A 14,132-nucleotide genomic window follows, 5' to 3' on the forward strand; every position below is an offset into this window, starting at 1 on the left:
TTCCTCTTCGTAACCTGAGCTTTCCTCTTCGTAAATCTCATCTTCTAGATTTTCTTCTTGAGTTGCCGTTACTGTCTCAAATGTCTGATCCTCAGGCGTAACTTCGGCTAGTACATCCAAATCGGTATCTTCAATAAATTCATCTTCTACCTTTCTACCCTCTTGTTCCTGCTTGTTTACCCCCTCCTTAAAATGCTTATACAAATATGCAGCTTTTCGAAAAGATGAATGATTATTTCCTTGTTGCGAAAAATCCTTCACTTCACTTACCTCCTGTTCTTATTCATACATTTATTGGATTTCAAGTTCTATTTATAGGATATTCTGTAGGCCATAATTTGTGTAATACAATAGTGGATACTGGACATTTTTATATGGCTTTTATTAATTAACATAGTTCCATAAAAAATAACCCCAACCCTATTAAAAAATAGGATTGGGGTTATTTAAAAGAAATTGATTACTGTGAATCTAGCTCATTTAATTCAGCAAGAGTCTTTTTATATTTAGAAGATTGCAAGAAACATCCAATCGATGCTGCCAAAAACAAAACCGAAGCAAGCATATAACCGTTCACATCAAACGCTGTCCTTCCCTCTGACGGAAGAATCGTGCCTAAATAGAAAAAAGAACCCACACATAATAAAGTAATCGCAAAGCGTTTGTAATCTATCATTTTTGCAGAAAGGTTTTTCATTTTTTTATTCAAGAATGCTCACCTTCTCTCATAACTAGTAAAACACGGATAATTTATTCTACCATATATACATCCATTTACTATTTGTTAATATTTTCAAATAGAGAAGGTGAGACTAGAATTAGTCTTGTAAGGCTTGTTCTAGATCTTCAAGTAAATCTTCAACATCCTCAAGACCAACAGAAATCCGAATCAGACCGTCTGTAATCCCTAATTCAGCACGGCGCTCTGCTGGAATCGATGCGTGTGTCATAAGAGCGGGAATAGAAATTAAACTTTCCACTGCCCCAAGACTTTCTGCAAGTGTAAAGTACTTCACTTTATTTAACACTTGCGCTGCTTTTTCGGCACTGCCAACGTCAAAGGAAATCATGCCGCCAAAGCCACGAGATTGTTGCTTCACGATATCATGATTGGGATGACTTTCTAGTCCTGGGTAATACACTTTTGAAACGGCATCATGCTCAACTAAGTACCTTGCAATTTTGTTAGCATTTTTCTCATGCTCTTCCATACGAAGACCGAGCGTCTTCATACCTCGTATTAATAACCAAGAATCTTGAGGGCCTAACACACCCCCTGTTGAATTTTGAACAAAATGAAGGTCTTCACCTAACTTCTCATCCTTCACAACAGCAAGACCTGCCACAACATCACTGTGACCGCCAAGGTATTTCGTTGCACTATGAAGAACGATATCTGCACCAAGCGAAATTGGATTTTGCCAATATGGTGTTGAGAATGTATTATCTACAATGGTTAATAAGCCGTTTGCTTTTGCAATTTTGGCTGCAGTTTCAATGTTGGTAATTTTCAGAAGAGGATTTGTTGGGGATTCAATAAATAACGCTTTCGTATTTTCTTGAATATTTTTTTTAATTTCACTTAAATCGCTCGTGTTAATAAATGTGGCACTTAGTCCAAATCGATGTAACACTTTTGTAATTACACGAAAAGAACCACCGTATACGTCATCTGTCACTAAAATGTGATCTCCTTGATTAAACAGCATCAGCACCGCTGTCATCGCTGCCATCCCTGAGCCAAAAGCAAAACCACGTTTTCCTTCTTCTAGCTCCGCAATGAATGTTTCTAGCGCATGACGTGTCGGATTACCTGTACGTGAATATTCATAGCCGGTATGATTGCCTGGTCCATATTGTTTATACGTACTCACTTGATAAATCGGGACAGAAACCGCTCCTGTTTGTTCATCACCAAAGATACCGCCATGAATTAATTGTGTTTTCCTCTTCATATTCAAATACCTCCTTGGTAGATTTTTTTACTTAAGTAGCGATCGCTCGCGTCTGGGAAGATTACGACAATGTTTGTACCTTTCGAAGCAACTTGTGCTTCCTTCACTGCAGCAGCAAAAGCTGCTCCTGAAGAGCTTCCAACGAGCAATCCTTCTTTGGCGGCTAACTCTTTTACATAGCGAAACGCCTCTTTATCTACAATCGTATGAGTATCATCAAAATAAGATTCGTCCATATAGGTTGGTAAAAACTCCATGCCTATTCCTTCTGTCTTATGTGGACCGGGCTTGCCGCCATTTAAAATCGATCCCTCCGGTTCAACAATAACTGTTTTTACAGAAGGATTTTTTTCTTTTAAATAGCGGGAGGTTCCCATAAACGTACCTCCTGTTCCAGCTCCGGCAACATATACATCTACTTTTCCGTCAAGCTGCTCCCAGATTTCAGGGCCTAGTGTTTTATAATATGTTGCTGGATTGGCTGGATTGGCAAATTGCTGCGGACAATAGGAATGGGGAATTTCTTTTAAAAGCTCTTGAGCTTTTGCAATGGCTCCTCGCATCCCTGCTTCCGAAGGTGTACGCACAACCTTGGCACCAAGAGCCTGCATTAACTCTTGCTTCTCTATACTAAACTTCTCTGGTACACAGACTATAACATGGACCCCATAATGAAGAGCTGCCAGTGCTAGACCAATCCCCGTATTTCCCGCCGTCGGTTCGATTACCGTTCCACCTGGCTTTAATACGCCGCTCGCAAAAGCTGCTTCTAATAACTCCACTCCTAAACGATCTTTTATACTGCCACCTGGGTTAAAGAACTCTAATTTAGCGAAAATTCGTACATCTTCTGGAAGAGAAAATCGAGTAATTTCTAGCATAGGGGTAGACCCAATTAATTCATGTATATTCCGAACAACTTTCATATTCTCCCACCTTTTCACCAAATATAAGTTAACATACCTATTTACCCGGTTAATGTGTAAAATGATAATTGACGAAGAATAATTTCGTCAATTATCAGATGATTATTTAATTTTTTCAATCATTTTTAAAACAAGCTCAGCAGAATGCAGGGCTGCCGTTTCTAAGAACTGATCAAATGATACGTTCGATTCTTTTCCTGCAATATCAGAAAGGGAACGAATCACTACGAAAGGCGTTCCAAATTGGTGCGCCACTTGAGCAATTGCGGCTGCTTCCATTTCCACTGCATATAAGTCTTTAAACTTACTACGGACAAACTCCACACGAACAGGATCGTTCATAAAAGAATCTCCTGTTACAATCAACCCTTTTGCTACTTGTGAATGAGTCATTTCCTTCGCTGCTTCTTCTGCAATGGCAAACAGCTTTGGATCTGGCAAGAAGGCTGCCGGCAATTGCGGTACTTGACCATATTCATAGCCAAAAATCGTTACGTCTACATCATGATGACGAACTTCCGTTGAAATAACGACATCCCCGACATTTAATTCTTCATGATATCCACCAGCAGAACCTGTATTGATTACAGCATCTGGTTTGAACTTCTCTAATAAAATGGTTGTCGACATCGCCGCATTAACTTTCCCAATGCCTGACTTTAGAACAATAGCCTCAACACCATTCAATGTACCAATATTGAACTCCGAACCAGCAATTGTAACTTGTTCTACATTCTCTAATTTATCTCGTAAAATCGTTACTTCTTCTTCCATTGCTCCGATAATTGCTACTTTCATTCACTAAACCTCTTCCTATAATTTTTGAGCTTCAACAATCCAAACAAATTGATTGCAACGAGTGAACGAAGCATCAAATCCGTTCTCTTTCAACACCTTCTGTAAAAAAGGAATCGTTGTATAGTATTCCGTTGACAAATCCGTTGCTAGCTTTAGAAATCCAGCATCTTTTGCCTGTTGAATAGCCGCTTGATGCGCTTCTTTAGACTCATACATCGTATCTGCAAATACTATTTTACCACCTCGATGGAGTAACTTGCCATAGTTCACAATCGCTTTTTCCTTTTCTTCATCTGTTAAATGATGAAAAGCATACGTGCTGACAAATGTATCTATTTGCCTATGTGTTGGGAATTCAAGAAAATCGCCATCTAGAATAGGTATTTGACCATGTAATTTTTCGACTGCTTTCCTTCTCATAGATGCAGATGGCTCTACACCTGTAACCGAAAGCCCCGCTTTCAGAAGACATATCGTTAAGTTTCCTGTCCCTACGCCAAACTCCAGCACATGACCTTGTGAACGATTAACTACTTCTTTTAATATTTGCTCATATCCATGAAATACATCACGATATTCTTTATCGTAACCACTGACTGTATCATCATAGTATTCGGACCATTCTTCAAATAACTCAACAAATTCCCGCCCCATTATCATCACCTTTTTAAATTTAACTATGTTAATGATTAAACCCAAAGTCGCCAATATTCTATAACATAGTTCTGAATTAAAAAAACATTTTATATAAATCATATGGATATAGTATGATTTTATTCGAGAATGGTTCAATATTTATGATAAACTCCCCTTATCTTTAAAGGGTTTCAATATAAATGAACCGCCATGCATGCTACAATAAAGTGAATAAAACATTGGAGGGTAGAACAATGACTTTTCAACTAAACTTAGACTTAATAGATGATAAAATTGAATTTTTTGAAGCAGAAAGCATTAAGACATTGGAAGAAAAAATTCAAACACAAATTGAAAACAATAAAGCACTCATGCTCCATGTTCACTCTGTTTCACATGAGATGTATGTAAGCGAAGAAGGGCGACGTTTTTATAGCGCTGTTGTCCATTTTAAAGCGAAGAAATAATGGAAATGACAAAGAGCCCTCACATAGCTTGAGGGCTCTTTGTTTAAAGACTATTATCTGCCTCTATCATTTTCCTTTAATTCTTCCACTTTTACAGGCTTCCATCCAGCTCCATCGACCCATTCAATATATACGCGATAAGCTTGCGGATTATCCCCTTCTGATACAGTACCAATGGCTGTAGTCGGGGAACCTCCATTTTTCAACCACCAAAGACGCATACTTCCCTCATCTAGCCCAGCTCCATAAGCAATAGCCTTCGTCATTTCATTCCAATCTTTAGAGCCTTTTTCAAAGCTTGTCGTATGTGGACCAGTTTGCTCCGTCCCAACCGGCTGCCAGTCTTCACTTGTGTACGTATTTAATACATTGGCGTCTCCACTACCTTCTATTTGTTCAAGTTTAACACCATCAGCCTGTTCCTCTTCTGACTCTGATTCTTCTTCTGCTTCTTCTGCTTCTTCTTCAGTAACCGCTTCCTCAGTTTCATCTTTCTCTTTATCCTTTGATTCCGGTTCTGATTTTGATTCCTTTACTTCTTCTTTTGGAGTTGTTTTTTCCTGTTCTTTAGATACTGGTTCTACATCATTATTCGTGAAAATAGTAATAGCAACAATCACAATCAGTAAAGATACAATCGTAATCGCAATGTTGTAAAATTTATTTATTTTTCGCTTTTTATCATGTCGATCAAGACGAGAAGCCAAAACATAAACCCCCTTATCTTATCTTTTCTCTCTATTTTAACATGACTTATCCACAAATCGCATCCTACTTCTTTCGTCATTGGGAATCTAGTTGATGAATCACTTTCACAACGTCTGCGAATAGCGGAGTCATACCGCTTGACTGTTCCGTTGTATCTAAGCTAACGGTTACAAGTGCATATTTTGGCTCTTTATACGGAAAATAGCCAGCAAACCATTTATTTAACTTGCCTGTTTCTAGATTTGTCTGAGCCGTCCCTGACTTACCGGCAACCTCATAAGGCAGGTTCTGCAGCAAGGCACCTGTTCCTTTCTCTTCCGTAACGACCCCTCTTAATAACTGCTGCAATTTAATCGTTGTATAAGGTGAGATATTCTCTCCTTCTATCTTTTGATTTGGAAAATCGACCACTGTTGTCCCATTATTAAACTCAACTTTTGATACCGCTTTTACCTGCTCTTTTTTACCTCCGCGCGCAATGGTGGCCATCATATTTGCCATAGCAAGTGGTGTCGTCTGAACATCCTGCTGTCCAATTGCTGTTTTGGCAATCATTTTCTTATCTTTTTTTAATGCCTGCTCATGCCAAACCTTTCCTGATTGCTCGCGATAAAGCTGGGTAACCTGGGTGTGATATACATCGCCGCTCCAGCCTACTTGACCGATGATTCCTAGCTTTTTAGCATATTCCTCCAAAAAGTTAGGATTCTCTTCCGCTATTTCTGTAGCAAGCTCGGCAAATGTTCGATTGCAGCTTTGAGCAAAACTATCTTTAAAGTTTAGCATTCCTAACGGACGTTGTTGATCAACCTTTCCTTCAATCGTCAGGTCACAATTGAACATTCGACTAGATGAAATGACACCATAATCGATTGCCGCTGCTGCCGTAATCGTTTTAAAGACCGAACCCGGGGTTTTTTGTGTCGCCATCATATTAACTGAGCCTATTCCATTTGGATCATCTTTTTTAAGTGCTGGACGTGATACCATCGCAACAATTTCACTTTTTTCAATATCTAATAAAACAAGTCCGCCATTGGTAATCTTATATTGGTCAACAAGTGCTTCTGCCTTTTCTTGAATCTCCTTATCAATAGTTGTGATGACTTTAACTGGATATAGGGGGTTCGCAGGCTCCACATACTTCACATCGACTCCAAATAAAGGACCTCCGCTCGCATCAACATGAAACACAAGCTTAGATTCGCCTTCCGATAGTAAAAACTCATCAAATGTTCGCTGTAGACCCTTATCTCCAATTCTCGTTTCAGGGGATAAGTTTAAATCTGGATAGCGCTCGAGTTTTAGCGCATCCGATTTAACCGTCGTACCAATTAATTGAGCAGCAAGCCTATCCTCTCCGTAAATTTTCTGATTGACCGCAAACACACCTGGGATTTTTAATTCATTAATAGCTTTTGATTGGCTTAATGATAACTGAATCGGCGTATCCCCGCCAAATGCAAAAGGCTCTTTTGCATTTGCGACTGCGGTAATCAGTGCTTGTTCTGAACTTCCAATAATACGGGCTACTTCATCAGCCGGCCATGTCATTTTACTTAAAAACGGAAAGAGTACAAGCGTTGGAATTTCTTCATGAGCCAGTGGCTGTCCATTTCGATCATAAAACTTCCCTCTTCCATCATCAATCTTTAATACTTGTGAACGCTGCTTCACACTCGCTTCAATTAAATTTACATGATGTTTAGAAAACGATTCTGTCGCAACTAACTGTATTTGTACAAGCCGGCCAACTAAGGTGATAATTAATACCATTAATATCGTGGCAACGATGATCATTCGTCGTTTATGCATCCAGCAACACCTCGTTACCATTGTTGACGCGATTAAACAATTTAATTCTTTCCCCATTAGAAAACTCACCCATTAACCTGGGTTCGCTTGCACTAGATATCAAAAGATGGTCTACCATTTTCAAATTTTATCCAATATTTAAAAGACAGAAAGCCCTACTGATGGAAGTTTCACTTTATAAGTCTCCAAATGACAAAAAAGCAGATTCATCAAACAAATCTGCTTTTTAGCCTAACTCTTTACCTGAAAGCGGCAAAGAGTTCATGATATTCCAAGACAGCGTTTTACTACTCATTCATCTGCAGAAAAATCACTGAACAGAAGTAATCTTTACTTGCATTTCGCCGCCTGGTGTTTGTACGGTTACTTGATCGCCTACTTTTTTGCCAATTAGGCTTTGGGCAATTGGTGAATCGTTTGAAATTTTCCCTTCAAATGGATCTGCTTCTGCACTACCAACGATTGTATACGTTTCCTCGTCTCCATCTGGAAGCTCAATAAATGTAACAGATTTCCCAAGAGAAACCGTATCTGAATCTAAATCGCTTTCTTCAATAATCTTCGCATTGCGAATCATATTTTCAAGGGTTGTAATTCTGCCTTCTACAAATGCTTGCTCATCTTTCGCAGAATCGTACTCAGAGTTCTCTGATAAATCTCCGAAGCTGCGTGCAATTTTAATTCTTTCCACTACTTCTTTACGTTTTACTGTTTTTAACTGTTCAAGCTCTTGTTCTAATTTCTCTTTACCTTCTTTTGTCATCGGAAATACTTTTTCTATAGCCAAAACTCTTCACTCCTTCAAGTTCTCACAGATACAAAGGTTCCGTGATGTATATGTACTTTTTCATTCAAACAAGTCGAATATATATAAGTGCGCGACCTCATAAAAGGGCGCGCTATCTACTAGAGAAATCCTAGCATATAAATCGACTGCTTTTCTTTAAAGAAGCAGTCGATTATTTCACTGTCTTTAAGATAGAGTATGACCTTTCCTTTCATTTGTCTAGTCTTTTTACAAAGGTTTTGTTAAATAACACTGTTTATTTTTGGCTCATTTACCTTTCAGTAAAGCTGAAAGGCGTGTAAAACAGTGGTTTCATACGATTGAGCGAAAAATCGTATGAATCAACAATATTCATTAACATAGACTTTAGAAAAACAGCAGGGTTCAGGAAAATTTCACCTATCTTTATTTATGCTATATTATTACAAAATAGACTTTTATTCAAGATTTTGTTTAACACTTTGTCTATGATACGTCCTATTCATTTTCTTTACGCATCATGTTGTTAACAAATACAGGGTGATCTACTTTAATACGAACAATTTGCAATGGATGACGAGCAGCGTCTAATTCATTGCCTTTCTCGTCTAAAATGACGCCTACTTTTTGCGTAAAGTTTTCAATTTCTGGGCCAAAAAATTCTACTTCATCCCCTGGCTTAAAGAAATTTCGCTGTTGTAATGTAGCAATTTGAGTATCCGGATTATAATCTAACACAAGCCCCGCAAAGTCAAAACGAGTCTTTGTGCTATGATTCCCAAACATCTGCTGCTTATACCCCGGAATATCTCCTTCCATAAACGCTGGAGCTGTCGGACGATTCGCACATTTATCCAATTCATCTAACCATTCCTGCTTAATTGAGAAGTTGTCTGGATCCGCGCAATACGTATCAATCACTTTACGATATACACTAATAACAGTTGCGATATAGTGAATCGATTTCATTCGTCCTTCTACTTTTAAACTATCCACGCCAATCTCAATCATTCTTGGCAGTGACTCCAATAGTTTTAAGTCTTTTGGACTCATAGCAAATGGAGCATCTTTTTCATCAAATAACGCTTTTTCACCATCACTATCCAACTCGTATAAATCATAATCCCAACGGCAAGATTGACAGCAGCCACCACGGTTAGAATCGCGAGCTGTCATATGATTAGATAACGTACAGCGTCCAGAATAAGCAATACACATCGCCCCATGCACAAAGGCTTCAATTTCAATATCAACTTTTTCCTTCATTAATTGAATTTCTTCAGCGCCTGTTTCACGAGCAAGTACAACGCGCTCCAGCCCTTCTTCCTTCCAATATTGAACAGCTTTCCAGTTCGATAATGATTGCTGAGTGCTTAAATGAATTTCCAGACTCGGTGCTACTCTTTTACATGTTTCAATAATTAAAGGGTCCGCTACGATAATACCATGTACACCAGCTTCTTCTAAACCAGCTAAGTATTCTTCTAACCCATCAATGTTTTCATTATGAGCAAAAATATTCGTTGTTACATATACTTTTGCTCCATACTTTTTCGCAAATTCAACGCCTTCTTTCATTTCTTCAAATGTAAAGTTTCCGGCATTTGAACGTAAACCATACTCTTGTCCACCAATAAAAACAGCATCTGCACCATAGTGAACAGCAACTTTTAATTTTTCTAAATTTCCGGCAGGTGCTAGCAGCTCCGGTTTTTTCACAATGACTCTTTTTCCATCAATAATTTTGGAAATTTTATCAGCAATAGCGTTCAAGGCTATTCCTCCTCATTCCTGTATTAATAAACTGTTTCTTTAAAGAAAAATCCTGTATCTAATGCACGATTCTTTGGTTGAATCGCTTCAACTTTTTCAAAAAGCTCACTCTTGATTTCATCATAACGATCCACGTCTTCTGCACATAAATCAATAGCTTGGCGATATAATTTCGTTATTTCAATAATATATTCTGGTGTTTTTAAAATCCCATCAATCTTAAACGAATCAATACCTGCTTCGACTAATTCTTGAAGCTCGTCAATCATACAGATATCGTTCGGGCTCATAATATGTGTACCATTTTCATCTTCATAAATCGGATATTTGTTTTCACGTTCTTTGTCATGTAAAAACATATTGCGTTGTTGTGCACGATTTTCTACTTCTAGTGATTTCCCTTGGTATTCAAAATAGTTTCCAAGCAATGTTCGTTTAGATTGAAACATGCATGTCATTCCATGCACTTGTACCTCAATTTCTACTTCAGCATGTTCTTTCATTTCAATGATAGCATCCATATTAATTTCACGAGCTACAACAGCACGAACTGAGCCGCGACGTCCCCAATAGTTCGCTGTATACCAATTTGTTACCGTCGTTTCCGTATTCCAGTGCAACGGCATATCTGGCGCTGCAGTGCGAACTGCCATTAACACAGCCGGGTCTCCCCAAACGATGCGGTCAACTCCTGCTTCTTTTAGAAAAGCAATGTACTCTTCTAATTCATCTACTTTTTCATTATGAAAAATTGCATTCATCGATACATATACTTTTTTGTTTGCAGCATGAGCAATTTGAATGACTTCCTTCACATCTTCACGTGTAAATTCTCCGGGTAAGCGAAGCGCATAACGCTGCTCACCGATAATGAATGCATCGGCTCCTGCCTTAATAAGCGGTTCTATATCCGCTACACTTGTTGGAGTTACGAGCAATTCAGGCTTTTTCATTTTGTTCACCTCTATGTTTACTAATGGCTATGCCATCTCCAATCGGTATAATGACCGTATCGTAATGTGGATGACTAAGCAGCCATGTATTAAAATTTTGAATTCGTTTAATCAAACCGCGTCTACGCCTTGGTGTAATCGTCTCTAACTCTTCCGCAACTAGACCTTTGAATAAAACATTATCTGTAATGATAATTCCTCTCTCACTTAGCAGCGGCTCATACAATTCAAAGAAACGACGATACTGTCCTTTCGCTGCATCTACAAAGATTAAATCGAATGGTCCATGGTCCTTTACAACCTCAAAGGCTTCCAATGCATCAGATTCAACAAGGGTAATACGGTCGCTCAAACCAGACTTCTCAAAGTTTTGCTTTGCCACTTCGATTCGCTTTTCAATCCGCTCAATCGTGACAATACGAGCATTTGGCAAAGTCATCGCCATTCGAATGGCTGAATATCCAATCGCTGTCCCTAGTTCTAGAATTTTTTGCGGCTGTTGAAGTCGTAAAAACTGTAATAAAGTCGCAATCCCTTCCGGCTCCATAATCGGGACATGCTCTGCTTCTGCAAATTCTTCAATCTCTTTCAGTAATCCAGTCCGCTCTGGAATTAAGGATTGAAGATATTCATCTATTTTTCCGTTCAAAATCTGTTCCTCCAAATACGTACGTTCCTTAAGCATGGGCGTACATTCTTAATATTTGCGACGACTAGACTTTTGGAGTCCTCTAATCGGCCTACATTAGAAAAAACTCGGCAACTGCCGAGCCAAAAGGTCATTATGTCCTTTTTCACTTGTCTTATTCTATCATATAAAAATAAATCTTGCTTTTCAAACCGACGATTTATTCTGATGAAATATTTAGCGCAAATACCTAATCCCTCATTATTGATTCGTAATATGTTCTGCTTTCTTCGCATTGTGCTCATCCAATGTTTTCGAATACAGCACTTCCCCTTCAGGAGTGGCTAAGAAATACAAGTATTTAGTCTTTTCCGGCTCTAATACTGCTTTAATGGACATCTCACCAGCATTAGCAATCGGTCCAGGCGGTAAGCCCTTCACTTTATAAGTGTTATAAGGAGAATCAATCTCTAAATCTTTATAAAAAACACGTTCCTTATGTTCTCCTTTTGCATATAACACCGTTGGATCTGTTTGTAACGGCATCCCTTTATCTAGACGATTATAAAAAACAGAAGCAATTTTAGCACGATCGACTTTTTCTGTTGCTTCTTCTTCCACAAGAGAAGCCATTGTCAACAGCGTATGGACAGAGTAATCTTGCTCTATCATTTGTTCTTCATATTTAGTTAACATGTCTTCTGTTTGTTTAAGCATCTTTGAAATAACGGTTTCTAACGATGGAGACTCTTCCTCAAAATCATACGTTGAAGGAAATAAATATCCTTCAAGTGGATATTTAATGTCTTTGTCATAAATATCGTCCGTCAATAAAGCAGGGAACTTATCTTGCATACTTTGAATAAACTTTTTATCATTTAGTTTCTTAAATACTTCTTTCGGATTTTGATCTGTTTTTTCGGCTACAATCTCGGCGATTTGGACAAGCTGCTTCCCTTCAGGAATCGTAATCTTCAGAGCCGCCTCTTTCATCATCTTTCCAGTCTTAATGCTGTTAACAATTTCTTGATGCGTCATCGATGGAGATAATGAATACTTCCCCGCCTGAAAACCAGATTCATTGCGAAATTTAATATAATATTTAAACACTCGTGCATTCTTAATAATTCCTTCTTCTTCTAGCAAGTTAGAGATAGAACTAACAGAAGAACCAATTGGAATTTCTACCGTTCTCTTTTTCTTATCATTCGGGTCCAGCGGCTTTAGCGCTGAATTGACATACAAATAACCGCCTATTCCTGTTATTCCTATTATCACAATCATCGCGATCATAATTCGAACAACAATCTTTCGAACTAATTGAGCATCCTCTTGCTGCTCTAATAATTTCTCTCTAATATTTTCCTTTTTAGATTGCTTTGAGTCCATCTTCATTCCCCCTGCACAACCACAACACAAATTGATTATTTAATAATCACTTCGAATATTATACTAAAACAAAACGGCAAATACATAGCTTTTACGAAATTATACAATTTCTCCTACATATTTATCGCAGATTAACAGGCAATAAGCCCCTATCTTAAGAGGAAAGAGGGGAAAAGAAGGAAAGAAATCATTTTATTTTACACTTAACCGGGATGGAAGACCTACTGACAGAAGTTTCACTTTTATCAATAATATAATTAAAATATAATTAAATAGTTTCATACAAAAAAAGCTGATCCCCATTAGGAGGATCAGCCCGCATCTTACTCTTCGCCTTCTTCGTCTAAAAACGTGTTCAGCATTTCTTCAATCATATCCCACTCTTCATCTGTTTCGATTGGAGCAAGCTCACCATCTTCGTTATTTTCACTTGGTGTGAAAGAAGAAGCATGAATTTCGATTTCTTCATCTTCGTTATCAGAAATTGGGTAGTATAGCACATATGATTTGTTAAATTTATCAGAATCGAATGTAAACAAAATTTCACAAAGTTGCTCATTTCCATTTTCGTCTACTACTGTAATATTATTTTCACCATGTTCCATTCTTTTTCACCTCAAAGAGAATTTGTTTGACTGTCTAAGAAACCTTGCAGAATCATGACAGCCGCCATTTTATCAATGACCTTCTTGCGTTTACTCCGACTCACATCGGCTTCAAGCAGCACCCGTTCAGCAGCCATTGTAGTTAATCGTTCATCCCATAACACGACAGGCAGTTTGAATTTCTTTTCTAAATACGCCGCGAAATCTTGACTTGCTTGTCCGCGCGGTCCAATCGTCCCATTCATATTTTTTGGAAAACCGAGTACGATTTTTGACACTTCATGTTCTTGAATAATTTCTCCAAGCCGTTTTATGCCAAAGTCTTTTACTGCTTCATTAATTTTGATTGTTTCCAATCCTTGTGCGGTCCAACCCATGGCGTCGCTAATTGCAACGCCAAGGGTTTTTGAACCTAAATCAAGTCCCATTGTACGCATTAGTATTCCTCTCACTGATTCTTTAAATACGATTTGACCAACTCTTCAATAATTTCATCCCGTTCAAGCTTACGAATTAGATTTCTCGCATCCTGATGGCGTGGAATGTAAGCAGGGTCACCTGACAATAAATAGCCAACAATCTGATTGATTGGGTTATACCCTTTTTCTTGAAGAGCAGAATACACTTGAAATAATACTTCTTGTACATCTCTTTCAAATGGTTCTTCCGGAAAACTAAATTTCATCGTGTTATCAAAGGAACTCATATGGTCA

The 14,132-nt window shown here is 38.2% G+C and carries 17 protein-coding genes; 1 reads left to right on the plus strand and 16 read right to left on the minus strand.

The window, feature by feature from the left end:
* The 6 genes from D1953_RS11980 to D1953_RS12005 form a co-directional block, all read right to left on the minus strand.
* Positions 1-261: hypothetical protein (locus D1953_RS11980; protein WP_142920449.1), on the minus strand; the 261-nt coding region annotated here is incomplete at its 3' end.
* Positions 262-460: 199 nt separating this feature from the next.
* Positions 461-709 carry a YrhC family protein gene (locus tag D1953_RS11985; RefSeq protein ID WP_245980089.1) on the minus strand — a complete coding sequence of 83 codons (249 nt, stop codon included), beginning with the start codon at positions 707-709 and terminating at the stop codon, positions 461-463.
* Between the two features lie 109 nt (positions 710-818).
* Entirely contained in the window at positions 819-1,955 is a 1,137-nt protein-coding gene (locus D1953_RS11990; RefSeq protein WP_119117428.1) for a bifunctional cystathionine gamma-lyase/homocysteine desulfhydrase, read from the minus strand.
* A 2-nt stretch (positions 1,956-1,957) separates the two neighbouring features.
* Positions 1,958-2,881: a PLP-dependent cysteine synthase family protein gene (locus tag D1953_RS11995; protein ID WP_119117429.1), complete on the minus strand. Its 924-nt coding sequence runs from the start codon at positions 2,879-2,881 to the stop codon at positions 1,958-1,960.
* A 102-nt stretch (positions 2,882-2,983) separates the two neighbouring features.
* Positions 2,984-3,679, minus strand: coding sequence for a 5'-methylthioadenosine/S-adenosylhomocysteine nucleosidase (gene mtnN / locus D1953_RS12000; RefSeq protein WP_119117430.1), 696 nt, complete (start codon positions 3,677-3,679; stop codon positions 2,984-2,986).
* A gap of 15 nt (positions 3,680-3,694) precedes the next feature.
* A complete protein-coding gene (locus D1953_RS12005) occupies positions 3,695-4,333 on the minus strand; it encodes a class I SAM-dependent DNA methyltransferase (protein ID WP_119117431.1) in 639 nt (212 codons plus the stop codon).
* Between the two features lie 236 nt (positions 4,334-4,569).
* Between D1953_RS12005 and D1953_RS12010 the strand changes: the two genes are divergently transcribed.
* The gene (locus tag D1953_RS12010; RefSeq protein WP_119117432.1) at positions 4,570-4,782 is read left to right on the plus strand and encodes a DUF2536 family protein; all 213 of its coding nucleotides are present in this window, start codon (positions 4,570-4,572) and stop codon (positions 4,780-4,782) included.
* A gap of 53 nt (positions 4,783-4,835) precedes the next feature.
* On the opposite strand, the gene D1953_RS12015 is transcribed toward D1953_RS12010, so the two are convergent.
* From D1953_RS12015 to D1953_RS12060, 10 genes are all read right to left on the minus strand, one after another.
* Positions 4,836-5,489, minus strand: a complete 654-nt coding sequence (locus tag D1953_RS12015) for a DUF1510 family protein (protein ID WP_119117433.1) — start codon at positions 5,487-5,489, stop codon at positions 4,836-4,838.
* Positions 5,490-5,565: 76 nt separating this feature from the next.
* Complete coding sequence (locus D1953_RS12020; RefSeq protein WP_342769247.1) at positions 5,566-7,362, minus strand: peptidoglycan D,D-transpeptidase FtsI family protein; 1,797 nt, start codon at positions 7,360-7,362, stop codon at positions 5,566-5,568.
* 253 nt (positions 7,363-7,615) lie between these two features.
* Positions 7,616-8,092: a transcription elongation factor GreA gene (gene greA, locus D1953_RS12025; protein WP_119117435.1), complete on the minus strand. Its 477-nt coding sequence runs from the start codon at positions 8,090-8,092 to the stop codon at positions 7,616-7,618.
* A 477-nt stretch (positions 8,093-8,569) separates the two neighbouring features.
* Positions 8,570-9,844 carry a peptidase U32 family protein gene (locus tag D1953_RS12030; RefSeq protein WP_119117436.1) on the minus strand — a complete coding sequence of 425 codons (1,275 nt, stop codon included), beginning with the start codon at positions 9,842-9,844 and terminating at the stop codon, positions 8,570-8,572.
* A gap of 23 nt (positions 9,845-9,867) precedes the next feature.
* Entirely contained in the window at positions 9,868-10,797 is a 930-nt protein-coding gene (locus D1953_RS12035) for a peptidase U32 family protein (RefSeq protein ID WP_119117437.1), read from the minus strand.
* Entirely contained in the window at positions 10,784-11,449 is a 666-nt protein-coding gene (locus D1953_RS12040) for an O-methyltransferase (RefSeq protein ID WP_245980099.1), read from the minus strand. The genes D1953_RS12035 and D1953_RS12040 overlap by 14 nt, the downstream gene beginning before the upstream one ends.
* A 237-nt stretch (positions 11,450-11,686) precedes the next feature.
* The gene (mltG, locus tag D1953_RS12045) at positions 11,687-12,820 is read right to left on the minus strand and encodes an endolytic transglycosylase MltG (RefSeq protein WP_119117439.1); all 1,134 of its coding nucleotides are present in this window, start codon (positions 12,818-12,820) and stop codon (positions 11,687-11,689) included.
* Between the two features lie 317 nt (positions 12,821-13,137).
* Positions 13,138-13,419 carry a DUF1292 domain-containing protein gene (locus tag D1953_RS12050; protein ID WP_119117440.1) on the minus strand — a complete coding sequence of 94 codons (282 nt, stop codon included), beginning with the start codon at positions 13,417-13,419 and terminating at the stop codon, positions 13,138-13,140.
* An 11-nt stretch (positions 13,420-13,430) separates the two neighbouring features.
* Positions 13,431-13,856, minus strand: a complete 426-nt coding sequence (gene ruvX / locus D1953_RS12055) for a Holliday junction resolvase RuvX (RefSeq protein WP_182480590.1) — start codon at positions 13,854-13,856, stop codon at positions 13,431-13,433.
* A gap of 11 nt (positions 13,857-13,867) precedes the next feature.
* Positions 13,868-14,125, minus strand: coding sequence for an IreB family regulatory phosphoprotein (locus D1953_RS12060; RefSeq protein WP_119117441.1), 258 nt, complete (start codon positions 14,123-14,125; stop codon positions 13,868-13,870).
* Between the last annotated feature and the right edge of the window lie 7 nt (positions 14,126-14,132).

The sequence above is a fragment of the Peribacillus asahii genome (assembly GCF_003570725.1).
Lineage (GTDB): Bacteria > Bacillota > Bacilli > Bacillales > DSM-1321 > Peribacillus > Peribacillus asahii.